Raw genomic sequence first — 20,109 nt, 5'->3', positions numbered from 1 at the left:
TCCGGAAGCATTTCATCGTTATGAAAGATAGAAGTTGCAGGTAGTCCACTGGGTAATGCACTCGATGCCCATCATTTCATGTGCATACGGTATTAAAACTCCACGAAAGTGTCTGGATTCTAATCTAGTGATGTGACCAATATCATCCCCAGATTTATGGGACTAGACCCTGAATGATCACGATGAGGGACCGTGGAACTAGAGACGCAGACTTAGCAATTCTATATTTCCAGTAAACTCTTTGCAAAATTAGTAGCAGAAAAATCTTCCAAATCTTCTATTCCCTCGCCAGTTCCTATAGCATGTATCATTAAGTTGTATTTCTGTGATACACGCAAAACTACACCACCTTTAGCTGTGCCATCCAACTTAGTCAAAATTAGACCGCCTACATCCACAAAACTGGAAAACATTTCTACCTGAGTGAAAGTGTTTTGCCCTATAGTAGCGTCTAATACCAGTATAATATCATGGGGGGCTTTCTCATCATGGCGGCGAATAACACGACATATCTTCGCCAACTCTTCCATTAAGTTTTTATGATTATGCAGCCTACCGGCCGTGTCTATAATCACAACATCAAAATGCTCTTTTACAGCTCTTTCAACCGTCTTGTAAGCCACACTTGCTGCATCAGCACCAATAGTGCCCGTTACTATGGGGCAAGATATTCTTTCAGCCCAAACGTTAAGTTGCTCCACGGCTGCAGCGCGGAAAGTGTCACACGCACCTATTATGACAGACATATTTTTCTTCATAAACTTATGCGCTAATTTCGCAACAGTAGTTGTTTTACCGCTGCCATTTACTCCACATAGAAGAATAATATGAGGTGTATGAGTTATGGTAATCGGGGCAGATCTTGGTTGCAAAAAATTCTCAATCTCAGAAGCGAGTTTTAGGCGTACTTCTTCTGCAACTGAATCAGTAAATTTCAGGGTGGAAATTTTTTGAGTAAAAAAATCAGCTACGTCAGGCCCCATATCGGTAGAGATAAGTAGATCACGTAAGGCTTTTAAAGTGCTTTGATCAACATCGGCTTTTCCACCAAATATGTTTCTAATTCCTTCACTTAACCTAGCAGAAGTTTTGGACAACCCTCTCTTCAGGCTTTGCCAGAAACTCTCATTTGACGACATGACGAGAACCTAAAAGTTTTTCATTTCAAGCAAGAATGCTATACTGCGACGGTGACATGAATAATAAACCAAAGTGCCAGCATATTTCATTACGTCCACAGGGACAGACGTCGGAAAAACCTTCGTGACCACAGCATTGTGCTGGCATTTTAGAAGAATTGGCCACAACGTGCAAGCTATAAAGCCTGTAATTACGGGATGGAACAGCGCTACAGAGGGTGAGTCCGATACGGTAAAAATCATCCAAAGTTTAGAATGCACAGTATCGGAACAAAGCATATCAAGAGTCTCACCATGGCGGTTTGAAGCACCTCGTGCACCTAATGTGGCTGCCGATATGTCTGGCGCACACTTAGATTATGAAGAGATTCTGCGGTTTTGTCGCAAAAGCTCTCAAACACTTGACAGCTATACATTTATTGAGGGCGTTGGTGGAGTGATGTCCCCGATTACCGAGAACAAAAGCTGCCTTGAACTAATACATGATTTAGGAATAGACGTGGTACTGGTGATCGGATCATATCTTGGGAGTATTAGTCATACACTGACTGCTATGAAAGTTTTGCAAGGCCTTCGAATACACGTCATTTTGTCTGAGAAAGAGGAAGAGAACCCATGCGCCCGTGATGTGGTAGAATACGTGAACCAGTATTACAACTGCACAGTTTATATACAGGAACATGTAAGCAGAAATTTACGCGCTCCATGGACGCATACTTCCCCAGAGATAGCACATTTTCTTTTAAGGTAGAATTGGGTATCGTGCCCAAATTAGCGCGCAGCAGATCATATCATTTGCCATGTTGATTTCAAAGCCACCGTGGCACACATTGTCTAGAGGTTCACATATAATACCGCAACCACAGAACATGAATTGACGTACAATTGTGTCACTAATGGTAAGATCGTAAAACCAACGGCTAGACAACATAATAGCAAGATTGCAGCATAGTAGAGTGCCCTTAAGGGTTGTGACATTAGGAAAGAAACTGCCTTACAGAGGTAGTAGGCTCTTTTTTTATAGCCGCATATTATACAGTGTTTCACATAGTTATTTAGCGGTGAACTGCTATCCCTGAAAGTTATAGTTGAATCTGAGGAATCACGGTCCTCCCGTTGACATAACAAGATAAAGCATGAGATAGATCTGAGTAAATGTGATGCAGATCTATAGGACGGGCTTGCGGTATCGAATACGCCATGACCTAATACGAGTTGCGACCGCTGTTGCCATGGTGAACTTTGGGTATGGTGGTTGTCTTCTGAGACATTAGGATGCTACACCGATAGAATCTAACAGCGCAGGCATTTCCTCTATTGTCCAATAAAGATCTCTTGCAGTTTCGAAAACATTAGTGAATGCGCTCTCAAAGCTGTAACCAAATCTAGATACCGCGGGTATTATTGGAAATAAGCTATTATTTAGGAAGCGTAATGATGTCTATGGCTATAGTCATGGCTGGGAATGATGTCAGGGCTCATGATGACGTTAGCGCTTTGGAGACTGGTGGTGCGGGATATTTCTATGTTGGTTTGGATTACAGTCCAGCGTTTAGCAAGATAAGAGATTTTAGTATAAGGGAGAGTAACGGAGAGACTAAGGCAGTATATCCATACTTAAAGGATGGAAAGAGTGTAAAGCTAGAGTCTAACAAGTTTGACTGGAACACACCTGATCCTCGGATTGGGTTTAAGGACAACATGCTTGTAGCTATGGAAGGCAGTGTTGGTTATGGTATTGGTGGTGCCAGGGTTGAGCTTGAGATTGGTTACGAGCGCTTCAAGACCAAGGGTATTAGAGATAGTGGTAGTAAGGAAGATGAAGCTGATACAGTATATCTACTAGCTAAGGAGTTAGCTTATGATGTTGTTACTGGACAGACTGATAAGCTTACTGCTGCTCTTGCCAAAACCTCCGGTAAAGACATCGTTCAGTTTGCGAATGCTGTGAAAATTTCTAGCTCTGCCATCGATGGGAAGGTTTGTACTGGTAGCCATGCTGACCTAGCGCCTGGTACGAATGCGGGGAAAAAGTTCGTTGTGAACCCGGAAGCCAGCGGGAGTACTGATGGGGATACGTCACAGTGTAGTGGTTTAGGGCATAGTAGTGGTGTTACACAGAATCCGAAGTTATTTAGTACTTTTGTGGACACTGTGAAGATTGCTGAGGATAAAAACTGGCCGACGGGCAGGGCAAAATCGAACACATCACTGAAGACGGGTGATACTAATAGTAACGCCAAAGCCGTGGCTACAGACCTGATAAATCTTAATAGTGACGAAAAAACCATAGTAGCAGGGTTACTAGCTAAAACTATTGAAGGCGGTGAGGTTGTTGAAATTAGGGCAGTTTCTTCTACTTCCGTAATGGTTAATGCTTGTTATGATCTTCTTAGTGAAGGTTTAGGTGTTGTTCCTTATGCTTGCGTCGGGCTCGGTGGTAACTTCGTGGGCGTGGTTGATGGGCATATCACTCCTAAGCTTGCTTATAGGTTAAAGGCTGGGTTGAGTTATCAGCTCTCTCCTGAAATCTCTGCTTTTGCGGGTGGTTTCTATCATCGAGTTGTTGGTGATGGCGTTTATGATGATCTGCCGGCTCAACGTCTTGTAGATGATACTAGTCCGGCGGGCCGTACTAAGGATACTGCTATTGCTAATTTCTCCATGGCTTATGTCGGTGGGGAATTTGGTGTTAGGTTCGCTTTTTAAGGTGGTTTTATACTCTTACCCAGCATGAAAAATACTTGCTATATATAAATCTCCCCGCTGACCTCAGAAAGGTGATCTGTACTTCGAGAGGAAGCTAATCTGTGACTAATGAGGATGGTGTTTTGCATATCACGCTATAGGTTAAAGGCTGGGTTGAGTTATCAGCTCTCTCCTGAAATCTCCGCTTTTGCGGGTGGATTCTACCATCGTGTTGTGGGAGATGGCGTTTATGATGATCTCCCGGCTCAACGTCTTGTAGATGATACTAGTCCGGCGGGCCGTACTAAGGATACTGCTATTGCTAATTTCTCCATGGCTTATGTCGGTGGGGAATTTGGTGTTAGGTTCGCTTTTTAAGGTGGTTTGTTGGCTAATTTTTACTTCTCATTCGTGATTCAATGTATTAGAGGCGTGTCTCAGGATTTCTGCGCCTTCCATAGCAGATGCTAGAATAGCCAACTTGCCGACAACATCCAAAATGCATTTTTTCTCTTGAGGCACTGAAAACTCCATGTCTGCAAATCCACATCCAGGCACGTTCAAATTTTCAAAGCAGCTCCTAGCACCATTGTATCTGCATAAGTAACACGCTAGGTCTTCGCTGATATAGTACAGAATTGGTTCTGCTACGTTATTGCCAAACATTTCGTTGGTAGGAATGCCTTCCTGCAATATGACGCTTCTAATGGGGTTTCTCTCCTTTACACAACGCATCTTGTTGCGATCTTTCTTGTTTAGTTTTAGCACATCTTCACCACTACAAACACTTACTATTCCCATTCCATAAGTGCCGTTGTCTGCCTTGATGAAAACGTATGGAGTTTCACTAATATTATATAAAACAAACTTTTCCCGAATTTTTGATAGCAAATCCTCAACACCAGAGGCAATACGTTCTATGCCTTCTCCCTTCACAAAATCTACATTATCACAATGGGAAAACAGTGCTGTAATAAGCCATGGATCAATATCAAACTCATTACAAAATTCTTCTGCTATTCTAACATAGATGTCAAAATAACCCGATTTGCGTCGATTAAACCAACCCAAATACCGCGATGGCATAACGTCTTGTAACAAATCTCCCTTTAATACTTCAGGTATTCCACTGGTTAAATCATTGTTTAAGATAATGACGTCCGGGGTAAAACCAGTCTCTGTACTTATCTTCCCTGAGTTGTTTACGAGTTTCTGTACGTTTAATGCCCCATTCTTTGAGGACTCAACAACAAGATTTTCCAGTAAATAGCAGCCACCCACTTCTGTATCAAACCCAACATTGCATAGCATGTCACGTAGCACGATCACGCTATCTATATACTTCTTATTACGAGTATGGCCTTCTATTATGATAAGTACCTTGCCATTTGTATATTGAGACAAGCGCTTCAGTAAAAATGTCTCAGCTTTGCGTTTTCCAGATTCTCCTAAGTTGTTATATCCAGCTGGGAAAAAGTTGGTATCAATAGGTGCAACCTTGTATTTAGCGCACCGTACATCTACGGAAGAGGTAAGAACAGCAGGGAATTTTGAAAACTTATCTGCAAACCACTCCCTTATCAATACCTTACGACATTCTAGTATATCCTGTAGTATTTTGACAATATCCAAAGCAAACCCGACAAATCACAAAAATTCGCAGCGACTATACGTACCTTCCATGGAAGCAGCAACCAATTTATACGGACGTATAACACAACTCAAGTGCAGTGTTTACGTAACTTCCATAGAAATCAACCAGCTTCTATAATATATGTCACTATAATCGGCGCTTCCTTAGAAGAAGTAAGAACAATATCAGTCGTATCTGCGCCTCATAATAGCATTATTTAGACAATGTCTACAATATAATGATCATAGCACTCCTAGTTGCACACCATAAACATGCCCACATAAATGCACAGTGGCTGATCTACAAACACTCATAACCTAGTGATCTTGTGCGCTTTCGTAACCCTATAACTACTGAAAACACAAGCAATACACACCCCTACAGGTGCTTTGCAGGAACTGTATACAATACGTGAGTTTGAAACCACTTATTTTCCTGTGTATAACTGGCGTGGGCGGCTGATCCGTTTCCCTTCATCACTTTGAATCATCTCATACCATTGAGATGCCCATCCAGACGTCCGTGCCAAGGCAAAGAATGCAGTATACATATCTACCGGAACCCCCATAGCTCTTAGCACTATACCTGAGTAAAAGTCGACATTTGGGTACAACTTGCGCTCAATAAAATACTCATCCTGCAAAGCCTGACTTTCTAACTCTTCTGCAACAGCTAGCAAATTCTCATCTCTACCTAGAGAATCTAATACATCTTTACAGATTGTACGCAAAACACGCGCTCTAGGGTCATAGCTTTTATAAACACGGTGCCCAAACCCCATAAGACGACTTTTGCCCTTGTTGTTTTTTACCTTGTCGATAAATGACGAAACATTTTCTGGTGAACCAATCTCAGCAAGCATCTTTATAACAGCCTCATTTGCGCCCCCATGCGCTGGCCCCCACAGAGTGGCCACTCCTGCGCACAAACATGCAAATAAACCTGCTCCAGAAGATCCTGTCATACGCACAGTGGAAGTAGAGGCATTCTGCTCATGATCTGCGTGCATTATAAAAATTGCATCTAGAGCTTTGTGCATAATATCACGATGTGCATCATCCATGTCGCCAAACATCATCCTGATAAAGTGATGCGTGTACTCTAAGTTTGCGTCAGCTTGTATAAAATCTAGATTTGCAGTGTGCCTATAAATACTTGCAACAATGCCGGGTACTTTCGCAATTGCGATGATAGCACCTGTAAGCGGATCAATGCGACTTGCGTGGTAATTAGCAGCTAAAGCAGAAAAGCTAGCTATGAGAATAGCCATAGGATGCGAATCTCGAGGGAATGATCTAATAACGTTCATAACTTGTTCAGGCACATCGTATTCAGCGCCCAAAATCCGCACAAACTCTTCATGCTCAGTTTCAGAAGGCAGAGTACCCTTCAATAACAAATACACTATACTACTGAAGCTATTGGGTGTACCGATCAGATTTTCTATATCAATACCCCTGTAGCGTAGAGTTCCCTTGTTTCCATCAATGAAAGTTATCTCTGATCTGCAAGCAGCAGTGGACATAAAACCCGGGTCATATGTGAGCACATTGTTCTCCCTATATAGGGTTGTGATATCAACCACTGGGGTCCCGTCCGTGCCGCGTAAAACCGGCAAACTAATCCTACGGTCTCCACACTCCAAAACAGCTTTTTCTACCATATAATACTCTGATAATACAATTTATTACTGTTTCTATTCCCACTCGATCGTCGCTGGTGGCTTTGAAGTTACGTCGTATACCACCCGATTTACTCTCGGCAGACTTCCTACTATCGCCACGCTAACTTTCTGCAAAAACTCCAGAAACTTTAACTGCTTCTCTTTAGCTTCTCCAAAAGGAAAACAATCTGCTGTCATACCATCGGAAGAGGTCACAGCTCTAAGACAGCAAACATGTCCATAAGTTCTGCTATCACCCATCACACCAACAGTGCGCGCAGGGATCAAAACCGAAAACGCTTGCCATATATCATGGTAGAGACCACTCTCATAGAGCATACTTATGTATATATTGTCTATTTCCTGCAATAACTGAAGTTTCTCCTCAGTTACCTCCCCAATAATTCGCACTGCGAGCCCCGGTCCTGGGAATGGATGGCGCTTCAAAATTACGTCAGGTAACCCCAATTCACTGCCAAGTGCGCGAACTTCGTCCTTAAATAAACATCTTAGTGGCTCTACCAGTGAGAGATTCATATTTTCAGGTAGCCCCCCAACATTGTGATGCGACTTGATTTTGACACCTAAACCACTAGCTCCCGATTCAATAACATCGGGATAGATTGTCCCCTGCATTAGAAACTGTGCATCTCCCAGTTTTTTTGCTTCCTGCTCAAACACTTCGATAAATGTGTTGCCTATGATCTTGCGTTTTTCTTCAGGATCTACAACCCCTCTCAAACGTTCTATGAACAAGAACGCAGCACTCACGATTGAGACTGACATCTTAAGTTTGTCTACAAAAAACTCCCGCACTGTTTCAACTTCTCCTTTACGCAGAAGCCCTGTATCAACGAACACACACTTCAACTGATCGCCAATTGCCCGATGCAATAGCACAGATGCTACAGAGGAATCTACTCCGCCACTGATGGCGGCTACAACCACACCATTGCCAACTGTCCTCCTTATATCATCAATCTGAGTGTTCAAGAAGGAGCTAACTGTCCAGTTTCTAGCGCAGCCAACAGTAGTTAAGAAGCTATTTAGTATATCTCTACCTTCAGGTGTATGAGAGACCTCTGGATGAAACTGCAGGCCATAAATTTTCCTTTCCTCATTGCTAATAAAGGCTATAGCTTGGGTATTCATACTGCGAGCAACTACGTTAAAACCCTGAGGAACATTATCAACAACGCTATCGGAGTGGCTCATCCATACACAAGCTGTTTGACCTACAGACCATATACCTTTCGTGATAGCAGATTCACCGACAATTTGCAGCTGTGCATGACCATATTCGCGTGCTTTGTCTGACTCTACCGTGCTACTAAAGCTATGTGCAAGTAACTGGAATCCGTAGCATATTCCCATAATTGGGGTTCCAGTTTTCAAATTTATTTCTAATACATCTGAAACCACTTTCGGTATGTTTTGCAATTCTGATACTGAATTCGGCCCTCCGGACAGTATAAAAGCTGCTATTTTTTTCCCTTGCGCAAGTAAAGCAGGGAAGTCAGTATCTACAGAAAAAACCTCACTATACACTCCAAGTTCTCTTACTCTGCGTGCAATCAGCTGGGTAACCTGTGAACCAAAGTCAATTATGGCAATCGTTAACACTTACTACTCCAATATACTCACACACATTGTAAGACATTAGTGCTCAGTGGACAATGCACATACACAGGGAAGAGCAACGCTTATTGTTCAAAAGGAGAAGTAATCTCCCTCTTAGTATAGGGAAGAGGCTACCACGGAAGATACAGGGTATGTCACCTTGAGTGTTACCACACTTAGACGCAAGCGAAGCATGCAATAGCATTTGGTGTATTGATAGTATAAATATTAAAATTTTCTTTTTTTACTACTTTACGTAGAGTGCGCCTATAGGGAATACCACTTTCATTAGTTCTGTCATCAATTTACTAAAGTTATAAATTTATTAATGAATTTCCCATAACCTCGGTAGTGACAATATTTTGGTGAATGGTATGAAAACTGAACCGCAAAGCCACAATTCTACAACAGTAAATGATACTACTTCTTCATCTAGAACAAGGAGTGACGTTATGAAAGGAAAGTCAGATTCTGAAATACGTACGTCTTCTTCAATACGTACATCTTCTTCAGACGATAGCAGGAGTTCGGATGACAGCACACGTATTCGTGCTTCTAAAACTCATCCTCAAGCACCTAGCGACAACAGCAGCATACTCTCATCTGAGGATATTGAGAGCGTAATGCGGTGCCTAGAAGAGGAATATGGCCAAAAGCTTAGCAGTGAGCTTAAGAAATCAATGCGTGAAGAAATTTCTACAGCTGTGCCAGAATTGACAAGAGCGCTTATACCATTATTAGCATCTGCTAGTGATAGTGATTCAAGCTCTAGAAAGCTGCAAGAAGAATGGGTGAAAACATTCATGGCTATTATGTTGCCGCATATGCAGAAAATTGTGGCATCGACCCAAGGTTAGGTTTAGCCCAGGAGACTGCTGCAGTTCAAGCACAGCGCCTAACCGGCAGCAGGTGCTGCATGCACAGTCAGTAAATGTTGTTTGATAGATGCCTGGAGCATATCTAGTAGCATCGCCCCAGGCATCTCTCCCATTCCAAGCTCGCAATTCTCTTCAGATTCTTTTTTCCACAAAGGATATCTATATATTAGTCAGCTGCTTCTCGTTTTAGTGTGTGTGTAGAGCGGTGCTAAATCTCCTAATCTCCCATAGGTAGTAGCACCGTACCTTTACCGATATGCAAGTGTGTGCTGCGAGCGCTACCATAGGCATATCGGTGGAGGTCTAACAAAACAAGGCGTATATCAAGTGCGTTTATTACATAGATCACGTCTGTATTGATAGTGAGCGTGCACACACAGTTCTATCATTAGGTTGACACAGCTTTCATGTAGCGTCATAAACGTCGCATTTTACTATGAAGTAGCTTATTTTAACCATTCAAGTATGTACTTTGTGCAAGAGATTCTCCATTGGCATCACAGGATTCGCTCTGTAAGTCTTGTGAGTACATTACCATTGATTCCAGATTTTAAATCTGTGCTTCCTTCCATACGTTCAGTGCCTTTGTAGCCTTATAGGCAGGTACTGGGTTTGTATCTATGGCTCGTGTATTTACATTGAGTTTTGTAATCAGGTACAGGTTTTTATATCTGGAGCTCTTGTACTGTGTTTACCACGGGATTTATTATTGGGTAGGCTTGATATTCAGGTTCTATCATCGCAGCTATTCATGGCATTATTATAGATAAATTTGGAACTTTGGAGATAGGCGATCTAGGGTTCTATTATTAGGAATCTATTATTTAGATATATAGGGATATAAGGGAGAGTAACGGAGAGACTAAGGCAGTATATCCATACTTAAAGGATGGAAAGAGTGTAAAGCTAGAGTCACACAAGTTTGACTGGAACACTCCTGATCCTCGGATTGGGTTTAAGGACAACATGCTTGTAGCTATGGAAGGCAGTGTTGGTTATGGTATTGGTGGTGCCAGGGTTGAGCTTGAGATTGGTTACGAGCGCTTCAAGACCAAGGGTATTAGAGATAGTGGAAGAGTATTATTAGAGAAATGAAGTAGATACAGTATATCTACTAGCTAAGGAGTTAGCTTATGATGTTGTTACTGGACAGACTGATAAGCTTACTGCTGCTCTTGCTAAGACCTCGGGGAAGGACATCGTTCAGTTTGCCAATGCTGTGAAAATTTCTTACCCTAAAATTGATGAGCAGGTTTGTAATAAAAATCATACAGTGTTGAATACGGGAAAAGGGACAACCTTTAATCCAGATCCCAAGACAACCGAAGATAATACAGCGCAGTGCAGTGGGTTGAACACGAAGGGAACGAATAAGTTTAGCGATTTTGCTGAAGGTGTAGGTTTGAAAGATAATAAGAATTGGCCTACTGGTCAGGCTGGGAAGAGCAGTGGTGGTCCTGTGGTGGGTGCATCTAATAGTAATGCCAACGCTATGGCTAGAGACCTAGTAGATCTTAATCGAGACGAAAAAACCATAGTAGCAGGGTTACTAGCTAAAACTATTGAAGGTGGTGAGGTTGTTGAGATTAGGGCGGTTTCTTCTACTTCTGTAATGGTCAATGCTTGTTATGATCTTCTTAGTGAAGGTCTAGGCGTTGTTCCTTACGCTTGTGTCGGTCTTGGAGGTAACTTCGTGGGCGTTGTTGATGGGCATATCACTCCTAAGCTTGCTTATAGGTTAAAGGCTGGGTTGAGTTATCAGCTATCTCCTGAAATCTCTGCTTTTGCGGGTGGCTTCTACCATCGCGTTGTTGGTGATGGTGTTTATGATGATCTTCCGGCTCAACGTCTTGTAGATGATACTAGTCCGGCGGGTCGTACTAAGGATACTGCTATTGCTAACTTCTCCATGGCTTATGTCGGTGGGGAATTTGGTGTTAGGTTTGCTTTTTAAGGTGGTTTGTTGGAAGCGGGGTAAGTCAAACTTACCCCGCTTCTATTAGGGAGTTAGTATATGAGATCTAGAAGTAAGCTATTTTTAGGAAGCGTAATGATGTCTATGGCTATAGTCATGGCTGGGAATGATGTCAGGGCTCATGATGACGTTAGCGCTTTGGAGACTGGTGGTGCGGGATATTTCTATGTTGGTTTGGATTACAGTCCAGCGTTTAGCAAGATAAGAGATTTTAGTATAAGGGAGAGTAACGGAGAGACTAAGGCAGTATATCCATACTTAAAGGATGGAAAGAGTGTAAAGCTAGAGTCACACAAGTTTGACTGGAACACTCCTGATCCTCGGATTGGGTTTAAGGACAACATGCTTGTAGCTATGGAAGGCAGTGTTGGTTATGGTATTGGTGGTGCCAGGGTTGAGCTTGAGATTGGTTACGAGCGCTTCAAGACCAAGGGTATTAGAGATAGTGGTAGTAAGGAAGATGAAGCTGATACAGTATATCTACTAGCTAAGGAGTTAGCTTATGATGTTGTTTCTGGGCAGACTGATAACCTTGCTGCTGCTCTTGCTAAGACCTCCGGGAAAGACTTTGTCCAGTTTGCTAAGGCGGTTGGGGTTTCTCATCCTACTATTGATGGGAAGGTTTGTAAGACGAAGGCGGATAGCTCGAAGAAATTTCCGTTATATAGTGACGAAACGCACACGAAGGGGGCAAGTGAGGGGAGAACGTCTTTGTGCGGTGACAATGGTAGTTCTACGATAACAAACAGTGGTGCGAATGTAAGTGAAACTGGGCAGGTTTTTAGGGATTTTATCAGGGCAACGCTGAAAGAGGATGGTAGTAAAAACTGGCCAACTTCAAGCGGCACGGGAACTCCAAAACCTGTCACGAACGACAACGCCAAAGCCGTAGCTAAAGACCTAGTACAGGAGCTAACCCCTGAAGAAAAAACCATAGTAGCAGGGTTACTAGCTAAAACTATTGAAGGTGGTGAGGTTATTGAAATCAGGGCGGTTTCTTCTACTTCTGTGATGGTCAATGCTTGTTATGATCTTCTTAGTGAAGGTTTAGGTGTTGTCCCTTATGCTTGTGTTGGTCTCGGTGGTAACTTCGTGGGCGTTGTTGATGGAATTCATTACACAAACCATCTTTAACTCTGAATACCCTAGTTAAGGTAAGTGAAGTAACTAGGCAAATTAGTGCTGCACCACTCGTGAAACAAACTACGATCAGCGATTCACCATACTTAGTAGGTCCGTACAGTGGCTTTACGCTCTTACCCATCATGAAAAATACTTGCTATCTAGGAATCTCCTCTAAAACTTTACAGAGGTTATCTGTACTTCGAGAGGAAGCTAATCTGTGGCTCATGAGGATGGTATTTAGCGTATCACAGGTTCCAGCTGTCTTACAGTCTCTGGAGATGTTATAAGGGTGCACATATAAAACTATGCAATATTTCGCTGCAATACGATTCCGATTCGAAAACACTGAAAAGTATTCCCATTATCTATGAATCTCTGTGTAGATATAAATAAGGGTATACGCAGTAACTCTTACTTGTTAAAAACAAGACCAATGGTATAAGGAAAAAGCCTCAGTGTTGTTCCTCATGCTTGCAGCTTACCCGATGCACTCTTATTTAATAAGGTTGAATGTTAATCAGTGTTTCTGGGAAGGGAATATCTTATTGCAAAAACCTCAGCAGCTGCTTAGATATTGAAACAAATGCGATCATGCCGTCAGCACAATTATGACATCTCTTAAGGCTCTGTAGTGCGCTTATTTAGTCTAACATGTGGTAAAGCTTTGCCAGTTCTTTACCACATGTTCACCATCAGTTAATTGAAAGCAAATCTTGCTCCTATGTTGAAGCCGTAACTAGCTATATTTGCCTTTACCTTGGCTGCAGCACCACCTGCTATGTTTACACGGTTACTAGCGGGAATACCTGCATACTGTTCATCGAAAATTCCGTGGTAAAAACCTCCAGCTATTAAAGATATTTCAGGAGTAAGCTTGTAACTTACGCCTACCTTTCCTCTATAAGCCAACTTACTTGTAACGTGATCGGCGATATTAATAAAGCTCGCCCCTAACCCAGCACACATGTAAGGAGATACAGGCAAGTCAGTATGCATAACGTCGTAACAAGCGTTAAGCATTACAGATATATCTTTGACGCTGTCTATTTTCATTACAAAGAAGTTGTCTGGAGTTAATGTCGCGTCACGACCCACAGCAACAAAATTATGTGATTCTACATGCTTGTAGTCACTTTCAGCGAGCGTTTCAAACTTTTTATATCCAACTTCAACTTCCACTCTAGCTCCGCCAATAGCATAGCCAGTTGCACCGTCAAAAGATGTTAGTAAACTCTTAGCGAACTTGAATGAGGGATCATGTTGCGTGAAGCTGGCAGGATCTGAAACATTCAACGTGCTCAAATTCTTGTTATAACCTTTTACGTAAGATCCTCCCCTGTCAGACTCACTAATAGCAAATGAAGATATAGAAGGAAATGACGGACTGTAGCTACCACTTACGTAAAAGCTGCCGTTCATAACACCGCTAACATCAGACGCATCATTATTGCCTGAATACGCAAATGAGGATCCACTAATTAAAAGGGAGCAGGCACATACTGCGGCCGCAGATAGGCTCCCTACAAGCAATTCTCTGTAATTCATAGTAATCCTTTTGACTAATCATAAAAAATACGCTGGAGTTTAACATATAAACCGATGGTGTGGAAGACTCATGGATTAAATTCCTAAAATTTATAGTATCTTAAGTATATTTCATAACTTAAATTGTGAGTATATTCTGCAAGTATACGGAACAACCCCTAAGCTTTTTTCCTGATTTATCTCATAATACATTCCTATAAAATAAACATGATACTTGGTGATGAAAACTCACTAGGTAAACATAACGCAGGTACTCTAGACATGAGCCTTGCAGCCTGTGGTACACACTTTAGGGTCAGATAATTTATATAAAGACGCCAATGTACCTGATAATAGGGTACAAGATCACTGAATGGAGGAGCTTGAGATTACCCACTCACTATCTATTGTAGTATCGGAACCAAATCTATATTCCGAACAGCTTTACAGTACTGCAGCCATATATTTTAGAGGTCGCACAGATGAAACTTCACAACGTGTCAGCAATAACCATCACAAGGTTGATCTCAGCAGAAGGGGTATAAACGCACCTCAGGTTCTAATGAGGGGCAGAAGAAAGCAAGCTAATCTCCATAGAGTTATGTGATTTCCCATAACATATGAAATGATATCTTAGATAACTTATCCTGGCATAAACCAGGTGCCTGATAATAGCACCAAAAGTCTCAGATATTAGATTACTGTAACGTACACCCGCAGCACGGACGCTATGGACAATCTGCTACCCCTGAACTAATTCCATAACCTCAAATCCATCACTAATTTTGCCTAGTGCTTAACTAGAGTATTCAGGTCAAGGACGGATTGTGTAACGCCGCGTCGTGCCATCAACAACCCCCACGAAGTTACCACCGAGACCAACGCAAGCATAAGGAACAACGCCTAAACCTTCACTAAGAAGATCATAACAAGCATTAACCATCACAGAAGTAGAAGAAACCGCCCTAATCTCAACAACCTCACCACCTTCAATAGTTTTAGCTAGCAACCCTGCTACTATGGTTTTTTCTTCACGATTAAGAGCTACTAGGTCTTTAGCTACTGCGTTGGCATTACTATTAGGTGCACCCACCACAGGACCACTACCGCTCTTCCCAGCCTGACCGGTAGGCCAATTTTTACCCTCTCCCAACTTCACAGCACTCGCAAACGTACTCAAAAGAGCTTGTTTTTCTCCAGCAGCTCCTCCGAAACCACTACACTGAGCAATCTTGTTCTGTTCCTGTTTTGGATCTGAGTCATAAGTCGTTCCCTGACTCGGGTTCAAAACTGTATGATTCTTACTACAAACCTGCTCATCAATTTTGGGATGAGAAATTTTCACAGCATTGGCAAACTGAACAATATCTTTACCGGAGGTCTTAGCAAGAGCGGCAGTAAGCTTATCAGTCTGCCCAGTAACAACATCATAAGCTAACTCCTTAGCTAGTAGATATACTGTTTCATCCTCTCTAATAATACTTTTCCTCTATCCCTTATACTCTTTATCTAATAATAAGATTTATTACGTACGTAGGCTTGGTATACCTAGCGATTCATAGATAATGGGAACACTTACCAGTATCTCGGAACTGAAGGATGCTCTTACAATGGAGTATTGAAATTATATCATTGTGGAATAACTCCCCAATACCTCAAAATAACCAGTATAACCAAAGTTCAAGCACCATCACAGAAATGGACCATCACAGAAGTAGAAGAAACGGCCCTAATCTCAACAACCTCACCGCCTTCAATAGTTTTAGCAAGTAACCCTGCTACTATGGTTTTTTCGTCACTATTAAGATTTATCAGGTCTGTAGCCACGGCTTTGGCGTTGCTATTAGTGGAGCCCTTAACAACCGTAGTATTACTACTCGTTGCCCCACTTCCCGTCGGCCAGTTTTCCCCTTCGTTCACGCCTGTAAGGCTGACAAACTTACTCAAAAACTTGTGCTCATTTTTCGCATCGCTTTTATTCAGCCCACTACACTGTGCAGTTTTCCCCGCGCTGCTACTATCATCCGGTACTCTCGCGTACTCCTTTCCCTGCGCTGTACCTACCGCAGCATATCCCTTACTACAAACCTTCCCATCAATTTCAGGGCTGGAAATTTTCACAGCATTCGCAAACTGAACGATATCTTTACCGGAGGTCTTGGCCAGAGCAGCAGTAAGCTTATCAGTCTGTCCAGTAACAACATCATAAGCTAACTCCTTAGCTAGTAGATATACTGTATCAGCTTCATCTTCCTTACTACCACTATCTCTAATACCCTTGGTCTTGAAGCGCTCGTAACCAATCTCAAGCTCAACCCTGGCACCACCAATACCATAACCAACACTGCCTTCCATAGCTACAAGCATGTTGTCCTTAAACCCAATCCGAGGATCAGGTGTGTTCCAGTCAAACTTGTTAGACTCTAGCTTTACACTCTTTCCATCCTTTAAGTATGGATATACTGCCTTAGTCTCTCCGTTACTCTCCCTTATACTAAAATCTCTTATCTTGCTAAACGCTGGACTGTAATCCAAACCAACATAGAAACATCCCGCACCACCAGTCTCCAAAGCGCTAACGTCATCATGAGCCCTGACATCATTCCCAGCCATGACTATAGCTAACGACATCATTACGCTTCCTAAAAATAGCTTACTTCGAAAAAGGAAGATCACCCTTCGTAAAAGAAGGTAGAAGTATAATGATCTCCGTTGCTCCCAATAAACTTGCTTAAATTACATATATATTAGCACGATAATATTCCGTGGAATTACGTATATCTCATGGATGACTCATAGTGAGTCTTCTTGCTATGCTAGCGTGGTGGCTGTGCAACTGTCATACCATGAGACTCAAGCTTTACACTCTTTTCATCCTTTTAGGTATGGATATACTTGCCTAGCGCCACCCTGACTTATTCGCTAGTGTAAGCCTAACCACGTATCTGAATACCCTTTGCCCATACACATGACTAACGACTTTCTTTTAACTTACCTAATGCCTCAAAATATGCATAACTCCTTCCCGCAGGTACCGAAAACCTCGAAAACACTTCCTGTAGCCCTTTGACTAAGTGATCTATCATTTCATCAGTATGGTACGGGGTAGGTGTGATTCTGAGCCTCTCAGTCCCCAATGGCACAGTAGGGTAATTAATGGATTGAATATATATTCCATGGTCACGCAACAGAGCTTGTGAAACTTGCTTGCATATCGTTGCATCCCCTATGATAACAGGAATTATATGAGTGTCCGTCATAAGAAACTCAATACCAGCCTGCAGCAAAGCACTCTTCACTTTGGCTATAACTTCCCTATGCTTCTCTCGTTCTATATTACTGTTTTTTAAATGCTCAACACTTGCACGAGCAGACGCAGCTATCAACGGTGATATAGCCGTAGTAAATATGAATCCAGGAGCAAAACTCCTGATAACATCCACAAGGCTCTTTGATGCCGCAACATAGCCTCCCATAACTCCAAAAGCCTTAGATAAGGTGCCCTGTATAACGGAAATCCTATCTGCAAGGCCTTCCATCTCTGATATGCCTCCCCCACGAGCACCATATAACCCTACAGCGTGTACCTCATCGAGATACGTTATAGCATTGTACTTGCTGGCCAAGTCACATATTTCCTTGATAGGAGCTATATCCCCATCCATAGAGTATACGGACTCAAAGAGTATAATCTTAGGACTAGCCCCTGCGGCCTTTAGCAAACTCTCCAAATGTTCTACATCATTATGTCTGAAGATGTGTTTGACTCTGTTACCAGCGCGTATTCCCTCAATCATGGAAGAGTGATTTTTCTCATCTGAAAAAACCACAACATCCGGAATTGTGGCCAAAATAGTGCTTATACTTGTCTGATTCGCAACGTAACCACACACAAAGGCCAATGCTGCAGGTTTGTTATGTAGATCTGCAAGAGAACGTTCGAGCTCAATAACTTCCTCAGTAGTACCGGAAATATTTCTAGTGCCCCCAGCACCCACATTAACATTTAGGTTCCTAGCAGCAGATAACACGCTTTCGTGCTGGCTCATTCCTAGATAATCATTACTGCACCATAGCGTAACTACCCGCTCTGTTTGGCACTCAATAGCATATGGAAACCTACCAGGAACACGACGAAACCCCGTAAACTCTCGGTATCTACCTTCTTCTTTTATGCCATTGATTCTCTCACGAAACACTTCCTCGTAATCTATCATAGGAGTTAACTCGACATTTATTATGATAATACAACTACATGCTGCGCTTTACTACTAATCGCTGCAATATACCGCAACTAATCCCGCATAATGCAAACGTATCCTTCAGTTCGACACAGCACTTCTCACTTCAGCTACTAATAACTATGGTATTGAACACAACCTCAAAACCTGCACTCAGACACGAAAGCCTGCGAAACCACAGCTGAATTACGCTATACTCCACATTGCAGGTCATAAATGCATATCTAAATGCGTGAAAAAGAGCCTTACTGACGCGATGCTGCTATTAGTCTTCTAATACTACCTTAAGACGACGTTTTTTACCACAAAATACAGCAACATATCCACCGTTATCGTCAAAATCTCCGCAATTCAAGAGCTTCTCTTCATCTAAGACAACACCACCATTAATTTTACATCCACCTCCCCTGATGAGCCTTCGCCCAGCACTAATACTCTCCTCAAGCCCCCACATATGGAGCAACTTGGAAATAGGGATTCCCTGGCCTAGAGTCTTTCTACTAAAGGTAATACTGCGCAGTTCATCATGATCGTTGTGTTCGAAAACTTTTAGTGCTTGATTCTCAACTTGCAGAGCCACCTCAGCACCGTGGCATATACTAGTTACCGCTGTGGCCAATATCTTTTTTGCCTCATTCAGTTCCTCTCCTTTCAAGGCTTCCAACCTCTCTATTTCACTAAGAGGCAGTTCCGTAAACAATCTAAGCAATCGGCCTACGTCTTGATCGGGAACATTACGAAAATACTGCCAATAATTATAGGGACTATACAAAGTTTCATCCAACCAGATGGCGCCATCGGCTGTCTTCCCCATTTTAGCTCCAGAACTATTAAGCAGCAGTGGAGTGGTCACTCCGTAGAGCTGTGGACACCCCATCTTTCTTGCCAGATCAATACCACTGACGATATTACCCCATTGATCGGACCCACCTATCTGCAAAATACAACCATATCTTTTGTGTAGTTCCACAAAATCGTATGACTGAAGCAGCACGTAGCTAAATTCCAAAAAACTTAATTGTTGATCCCTGCTGAGGCGACTCTTTACGCTCTCAAGCCCTAGCATCACGTTTACTGAGAATTTACTACCAATTTCCCTTAAAAAATCCAGATAACCATAGTTACCAAGCCATTCGGCGTTATCTACAACTACAACGTCCTCTGACAGAAATTTTTTAATTACTCTTAGTATGCCCTCTTTATTTGCAGATATGTTATCTTCGGAGAGCATGGCTCTTGTTTTCTCCTTCCCGGAAGGATCACCTACCTTGGTAGTGGCACCTCCCAAAAGCACGATGGGCTTGTGTCCGAATCTTTGAAGATACCTGAGAAGCATAATCTGCATCAAGCTTCCAATATGTAGGCTATTAGCCGTACAATCAAAGCCAATATACGCGGTGACTGCCCCGGAGCTCATTATACCGTCTAAAGCTGTAGCATCAGTGAGTTGGTGCAGGTAACCCCGCGCACAAAGAGTAGCCAGAAATTCTGAATTAAATTCCATCTGTTAAGAAGCCGTCACAAGCACAACAATAACGTAGAGTGGTCCCAGCGCGAATCGAACGCGCGACACGGTGATTAAAAGCCACCTGCTCTACCACTGAGCTACAGGACCCTGTAAGC

Annotated in this window: 12 protein-coding genes, 1 tRNA gene and 3 pseudogenes; 6 read left to right on the top strand and 10 right to left on the bottom strand. The window is 42.4% G+C overall.

What is annotated here, in order from left to right:
- Window positions 1-221 precede the first annotated feature (221 nt).
- Window positions 222-1,139 carry a signal recognition particle-docking protein FtsY gene (gene ftsY / locus APHWEB_RS02860; RefSeq protein ID WP_020849467.1) on the bottom strand — a complete coding sequence of 306 codons (918 nt, stop codon included), beginning with the start codon at window positions 1,137-1,139 and terminating at the stop codon, window positions 222-224.
- A gap of 73 nt (window positions 1,140-1,212) precedes the next feature.
- On the opposite strand from ftsY, the gene bioD reads away from it, so the two are divergent.
- From bioD to APHWEB_RS02845, 3 genes and pseudogenes are all read left to right on the top strand, one after another.
- Entirely contained in the window at window positions 1,213-1,890 is a 678-nt protein-coding gene (gene bioD / locus APHWEB_RS02855; RefSeq protein WP_011451265.1) for a dethiobiotin synthase, read from the top strand.
- A gap of 683 nt (window positions 1,891-2,573) precedes the next feature.
- On the top strand, window positions 2,574-3,848 hold the full coding sequence (locus tag APHWEB_RS02850; RefSeq protein WP_020849468.1) for a P44/Msp2 family outer membrane protein: 1,275 nt from the start codon (window positions 2,574-2,576) through the stop codon (window positions 3,846-3,848).
- 135 nt (window positions 3,849-3,983) lie between these two features.
- Window positions 3,984-4,205 (top strand): annotated as a pseudogene (locus APHWEB_RS02845) (P44/Msp2 family outer membrane protein); the annotation flags it as partial.
- Between the two features lie 27 nt (window positions 4,206-4,232).
- On the opposite strand, the gene gshA reads toward APHWEB_RS02845, so the two are convergent.
- The 3 genes from gshA to guaA form a co-directional block, all read right to left on the bottom strand.
- Window positions 4,233-5,459: a glutamate--cysteine ligase gene (gene gshA / locus APHWEB_RS02840; RefSeq protein ID WP_020849470.1), complete on the bottom strand. Its 1,227-nt coding sequence runs from the start codon at window positions 5,457-5,459 to the stop codon at window positions 4,233-4,235.
- Window positions 5,460-5,887: 428 nt separating this feature from the next.
- Window positions 5,888-7,123, bottom strand: a complete 1,236-nt coding sequence (locus APHWEB_RS02835; protein WP_011451268.1) for a citrate synthase — start codon at window positions 7,121-7,123, stop codon at window positions 5,888-5,890.
- A 33-nt stretch (window positions 7,124-7,156) separates the two neighbouring features.
- The gene (gene guaA / locus APHWEB_RS02830) at window positions 7,157-8,746 is read right to left on the bottom strand and encodes a glutamine-hydrolyzing GMP synthase (RefSeq protein ID WP_011451269.1); all 1,590 of its coding nucleotides are present in this window, start codon (window positions 8,744-8,746) and stop codon (window positions 7,157-7,159) included.
- A gap of 449 nt (window positions 8,747-9,195) precedes the next feature.
- Here guaA and APHWEB_RS05780 point away from each other — a divergent pair, with 449 nt between their 5' ends.
- The 3 genes and pseudogenes from APHWEB_RS05780 (at window position 9,196) to APHWEB_RS02815 (ending at window position 12,730) form a co-directional block, all read left to right on the top strand.
- A complete protein-coding gene (locus tag APHWEB_RS05780) occupies window positions 9,196-9,600 on the top strand; it encodes a hypothetical protein (RefSeq protein ID WP_011451271.1) in 405 nt (134 codons plus the stop codon).
- Window positions 9,601-10,461: 861 nt separating this feature from the next.
- Window positions 10,462-11,575: pseudogene (locus APHWEB_RS02820) on the top strand (P44/Msp2 family outer membrane protein); the annotation flags it as partial.
- A gap of 96 nt (window positions 11,576-11,671) precedes the next feature.
- Window positions 11,672-12,730: a P44/Msp2 family outer membrane protein gene (locus APHWEB_RS02815; protein WP_410516431.1), complete on the top strand. Its 1,059-nt coding sequence runs from the start codon at window positions 11,672-11,674 to the stop codon at window positions 12,728-12,730.
- A gap of 687 nt (window positions 12,731-13,417) precedes the next feature.
- On the opposite strand, the gene APHWEB_RS02810 is transcribed toward APHWEB_RS02815, so the two are convergent.
- From APHWEB_RS02810 to APHWEB_RS02780, 6 genes and pseudogenes are all read right to left on the bottom strand, one after another.
- On the bottom strand, window positions 13,418-14,266 hold the full coding sequence (locus APHWEB_RS02810; RefSeq protein ID WP_011451275.1) for a P44/Msp2 family outer membrane protein: 849 nt from the start codon (window positions 14,264-14,266) through the stop codon (window positions 13,418-13,420).
- Between the two features lie 793 nt (window positions 14,267-15,059).
- A pseudogene (locus APHWEB_RS02800) lies at window positions 15,060-15,734 on the bottom strand (P44/Msp2 family outer membrane protein); the annotation flags it as partial.
- A gap of 191 nt (window positions 15,735-15,925) precedes the next feature.
- A complete protein-coding gene (locus APHWEB_RS02795; RefSeq protein ID WP_080651083.1) occupies window positions 15,926-16,879 on the bottom strand; it encodes a P44/Msp2 family outer membrane protein in 954 nt (317 codons plus the stop codon).
- A 338-nt stretch (window positions 16,880-17,217) separates the two neighbouring features.
- Window positions 17,218-18,462, bottom strand: coding sequence for a 5-aminolevulinate synthase (gene hemA, locus APHWEB_RS02790; RefSeq protein ID WP_011451276.1), 1,245 nt, complete (start codon window positions 18,460-18,462; stop codon window positions 17,218-17,220).
- Window positions 18,463-18,751: 289 nt separating this feature from the next.
- Window positions 18,752-19,990 (bottom strand): tyrosine--tRNA ligase, encoded by a 1,239-nt coding sequence (tyrS, locus tag APHWEB_RS02785; protein ID WP_011451277.1) that lies wholly within the window; start codon window positions 19,988-19,990, stop codon window positions 18,752-18,754.
- Window positions 19,991-20,029: 39 nt separating this feature from the next.
- A tRNA-Lys gene (locus tag APHWEB_RS02780) sits at window positions 20,030-20,101 on the bottom strand.
- Window positions 20,102-20,109: the final 8 nt, after the last annotated feature.

Origin of the sequence: Anaplasma phagocytophilum str. Webster (assembly GCF_000964685.1) — a bacterium.
In the GTDB taxonomy this organism is placed as follows: domain Bacteria; phylum Pseudomonadota; class Alphaproteobacteria; order Rickettsiales; family Anaplasmataceae; genus Anaplasma; species Anaplasma phagocytophilum.
This window is presented reverse-complemented; position numbering and strand designations above follow the sequence as displayed.

What these genes read in the sequence shown, in the direction of transcription:
- APHWEB_RS05780 (WP_011451271.1), top strand. Translation starts at nt 9,196, where the DNA reads ATGAAAGGAAAGTCAGATTCTGAAATACGTACGTCTTCTTCAATACGT.
- APHWEB_RS02850 (WP_020849468.1), top strand. Translation starts at nt 2,574, where the DNA reads ATGATGTCTATGGCTATAGTCATGGCTGGGAATGATGTCAGGGCTCAT.
- APHWEB_RS02835 (WP_011451268.1), bottom strand. Translation starts at nt 7,123, where the DNA reads ATGGTAGAAAAAGCTGTTTTGGAGTGTGGAGACCGTAGGATTAGTTTG.
- ftsY (WP_020849467.1), bottom strand. Translation starts at nt 1,139, where the DNA reads ATGTCGTCAAATGAGAGTTTCTGGCAAAGCCTGAAGAGAGGGTTGTCC.
- hemA (WP_011451276.1), bottom strand. Translation starts at nt 18,462, where the DNA reads ATGATAGATTACGAGGAAGTGTTTCGTGAGAGAATCAATGGCATAAAA.
- APHWEB_RS02815 (WP_410516431.1), top strand. Translation starts at nt 11,672, where the DNA reads ATGATGTCTATGGCTATAGTCATGGCTGGGAATGATGTCAGGGCTCAT.
- APHWEB_RS02795 (WP_080651083.1), bottom strand. Translation starts at nt 16,879, where the DNA reads ATGATGTCGTTAGCTATAGTCATGGCTGGGAATGATGTCAGGGCTCAT.
- APHWEB_RS02810 (WP_011451275.1), bottom strand. Translation starts at nt 14,266, where the DNA reads ATGAATTACAGAGAATTGCTTGTAGGGAGCCTATCTGCGGCCGCAGTA.
- tyrS (WP_011451277.1), bottom strand. Translation starts at nt 19,990, where the DNA reads ATGGAATTTAATTCAGAATTTCTGGCTACTCTTTGTGCGCGGGGTTAC.